The sequence below is a fragment of the Plasticicumulans sp. genome (genome assembly GCF_035331805.1).
Lineage (GTDB): Bacteria > Pseudomonadota > Gammaproteobacteria > Competibacterales > Competibacteraceae > Plasticicumulans.
Genome location: NZ_DAOLKE010000401.1, coordinates 1 through 2970, shown reverse-complemented (window position 1 = coordinate 2970; position 2970 = coordinate 1). Strand labels below are relative to the sequence as shown.

Annotated in this window: 5 protein-coding genes; all 5 read right to left on the bottom strand. The window is 72.9% G+C overall.

Annotated elements, in window-relative coordinates:
• The coding region (locus PKE44_RS17515) for a type II toxin-antitoxin system prevent-host-death family antitoxin (protein WP_324553830.1) at nt 1-267 on the bottom strand (267 nt) is incomplete at its 3' end.
• Nucleotides 268-295: 28 nt separating this feature from the next.
• Entirely contained in the window at nt 296-769 is a 474-nt protein-coding gene (locus PKE44_RS17510; protein ID WP_324553828.1) for an AsnC family transcriptional regulator, read from the bottom strand.
• Nucleotides 766-1296: an AsnC family protein gene (locus PKE44_RS17505; protein WP_324553826.1), complete on the bottom strand. Its 531-nt coding sequence runs from the start codon at nt 1294-1296 to the stop codon at nt 766-768. The genes PKE44_RS17510 and PKE44_RS17505 overlap by 4 nt, the downstream gene beginning before the upstream one ends.
• Nucleotides 1293-1799, bottom strand: a complete 507-nt coding sequence (locus tag PKE44_RS17500) for an AsnC family transcriptional regulator (protein ID WP_324553824.1) — start codon at nt 1797-1799, stop codon at nt 1293-1295. Before PKE44_RS17500 ends, PKE44_RS17505 begins: the two co-directional genes overlap by 4 nt.
• 15 nt (nt 1800-1814) lie before the next feature.
• A complete protein-coding gene (locus PKE44_RS17495; protein ID WP_324553832.1) occupies nt 1815-2951 on the bottom strand; it encodes a cytochrome D1 domain-containing protein in 1137 nt (378 codons plus the stop codon).
• Between the last annotated feature and the right edge of the window lie 19 nt (nt 2952-2970).

Below are 2970 nucleotides of genomic sequence, written 5' to 3'. Positions count from 1 at the left end.
GCGGTCGATGCCGTCCTGCGGCGGGTCCTGCGGCTCGCCGTGCCGGCCGTCGCGGATCTCGTCGAGGGTGTCGAGCAGGCGGCGGGCCTCGTCGGGGCGGCGCAGCAGGTAGTGCTCGTGGCGCCAGTGCTCGAAGTCGGCGAGCGCGATCAGCACCGCCGGTTCGCCCTTGCGCCGGGTGATCAGCACCGGCTGGTGCTCGCGCGTGACGCGATCGAGCAGGCGGGCGAGCTGGTTGCGGGCATCGGTATACGGAATCGCTTGCATCGGGGGGCTCCCAGCGCGGGGCTGCGGTTCACGCCGGCAGGTACAGGCCGACGTAGAACTCTTCGAGTTTCGGAAAACGGTGGACCGGCAGGCCGGTGGCGGCCTCGATGCCGAGGATCGCGGCTTCGAGGGCGGCCGGCGTTGCGGTGGCGAGCACGAACCACATGTTCAGCGCATGCTCGCGTTCGTAGTTGTGCGCGACCTCGGGGAAGGCGTTGACGAGGGCGGCGATGCGCTCGAAGTCGGCCTGCGGCACCGCGAGGGCTGCAAGCAGCAGCGCGCCGCCGAGCCGCTCGGCATGAAACAGCGGCCCGAAGCGCGTCAGCACGCGCCGATCAAGCAGGCTTTGCAGCCGCTGCAGTACCTCGGCCTCGCTCAGGCCGAGTTCGGCCCCGACCGCCGCATACGGCGCATCGACCAGCGGCAGGCCGCGCTGCAGGCGGTTGATCAGCGCGCGATCGGCGGCATCGAGCGCAGGCCGCGTGGCGGCGGGCCGGCTCATGACGGGGCTCCGCGGTCGAGGTAGCGCGCGCCGCGCTGCTTGAAGCGCTGGCGGCTGAACAGCGGCCGGTGCGGCAGCTCGCCGAGGCCGTGGCGCCCGACGATCGCCGCCAGTTCCGCGAGCACGGCGGCGCGGTCGTGCCCGTGGATCATGCAGAACAGGTTGTACGGCCAGTGCGGCGGCACGCGCGGGCGGCGGTAGCAGAGCGTCACCGCCGGCTCGGCGGCGAGTTGCGCGCCGAGTGCATCGACGCGCGCGTCCGGCACGTCCCAGACCACCATGGCGTTGGCCGCGAAGCCGAGTTCGCGATGGCGCACGACGACGCCGAGCCGGCGCACGGTGCCGTCGGCGAGCAGCGCGGCGAGGCCCTCGCGCACCTCGGCCTCGTCGCAGCCGAGCGTTTCGGCGAGCGCTGCGAACGGTTCCGGCACCAGTGGCAGGCCGTCCTGCACGGCGGCGATCAGCGCCTGACGCCACGCTCCGGCCGGGGCGGCGCGCGAGGCCTCCGGGAGCTGCGGCGGATTCATGGCCGGCCTCCGTGCAGCCGGAAGCCGAGGTCGATGTGGTATTCGCGCTCCAGCGGCAGGCGCATCACCGTCAGCCCGGTCGCGGACTCGATGCGGGCGATGGCGGCATCGAGCGCGTCGGCATCGGCTGCGGTCAGCACGAACCACAGGTTGAAGTCGAGGCCGGCCGGCTCGCGTTCGTAGTTGTGGTTGACCTCGGGCTGGGCGCTGACGATGGCGGCGACCTCGGCGAGGCGTTGCGGCGCCACGGCGAGGGCGGCGAGCAGGCTGGCGCCGGCGCGCTTCGGCGCGAACACCGGCCCGACGCGGGCGATGCAGCCGAGCGCCTGCAGCCGCGTCAGCCGCGCGAGCACGGCATCGGCGCCGAGCCCGAGCCGTTCGCCGATGCGCGCCCAGGGTTGCGCGTCGAGCGGGAAGTCGCGCTGGAATTCATCGAGCAGGCGCCAGTCGAGCGCATCGAGCGTGAAGCTGGCAGAGGGGGCGGCAGGGAAGGCGGCAGGCATCGCGGCGGTCTCCGTTCACATGCCGATGCGCGCGCTGCGCGCGGTCATGAAGATGCCGCTCGGGCTGTCGGCCGGCAGGCGCGCGAGCACGGTGCGGCGCTGCGTGTCGTAGACCAGCACCTCGCCGCTGTCGCGCGCCGACACCCAGACCTGCTCGCCGCGCGGCGTGAACTCCAGATGCAGCACAGCTTTGCCCGGTTCGAGCGTGTCGATGACGGCGAGCGTCTCGACATCGACGACCTGCAGCGCGCCGTTGTCCGGATGCGCGAAGTTCACCCACACCTGCCGGCCATCGGGCCGCGCCATCGCAAACACCGGCTGGCCGCGCACCGGGATGCGCGCGCGCTCGCTCCAGGTGTCGGTATCGACGACGACCAGCTCGTGATGACCGATCGCCGGCAGGAAGGCCAGCCGCCCGGCGATCGCCCAGCCGCGCAGGTGCGGCATCTTGTAGACCGGCAGCTTCGGGTCATCGCGCCCGTACTGCTGCAGCACCTTGCGCACGCCGGCCTCCGGGTGCCAGAGATCGAGCACCGCCAGCCCCGGCTCGCCGAACAGCCCGGCGACGTACCAGCGGCCGTCGGGCGAGATCAGGCCGTCGTAGGGCTGCAGGCCGGCGCTCCAGCGCCGCGTCTGCGCGCGGCCGTCGGCATCGAGCGTGGTCAGGCGAATCTCGCCGGCCTCGAACAGCGAATAGATGAAGCCGCCGCCCGGTACGTCGGCGATGCCGACCACCTTGGCGCGCGCGCCGTTTTCGCCGTATCCGGCCGGCACGTCGGCGAGCGGCGCGAGCGTCGCGGCATCGAAGATGCGGATGCCGCCGGGTTCGTAGTTGGCGACCGCGACATGGCGGCCGTCCTGCGAGATGGCGCCGCCGATCGAATTGCCGGACTGCACGACGCGCCCGACGACACGCTGCGTCAGCAGATCGACCTTGCTCAGGCCGCCGTCGCGGCCGAACACGAACGCGTAACGCTGGTCGCGCGAATAGACGAGCGCGGCATGGGACAGATCGCCAAGGCCGTCGATGCGCCCGAGCAGCGTGCGCCCGCTGGTCTCGGCGAGCGCGACGCGCCCGGCGGCGCGCTCGACGATCAGCGCCAGATCGCCGGTGGCGCGCAGCCCCGGGACCACGGCTTCGTCGGCCGGCACGCTGCGGGCCGACGCCGTG

What these genes read in the sequence shown, in the direction of transcription:
- PKE44_RS17510 (WP_324553828.1), bottom strand. Translation starts at nt 769, where the DNA reads ATGAGCCGGCCCGCCGCCACGCGGCCTGCGCTCGATGCCGCCGATCGC.
- PKE44_RS17505 (WP_324553826.1), bottom strand. Translation starts at nt 1,296, where the DNA reads ATGAATCCGCCGCAGCTCCCGGAGGCCTCGCGCGCCGCCCCGGCCGGA.
- PKE44_RS17500 (WP_324553824.1), bottom strand. Translation starts at nt 1,799, where the DNA reads ATGCCTGCCGCCTTCCCTGCCGCCCCCTCTGCCAGCTTCACGCTCGAT.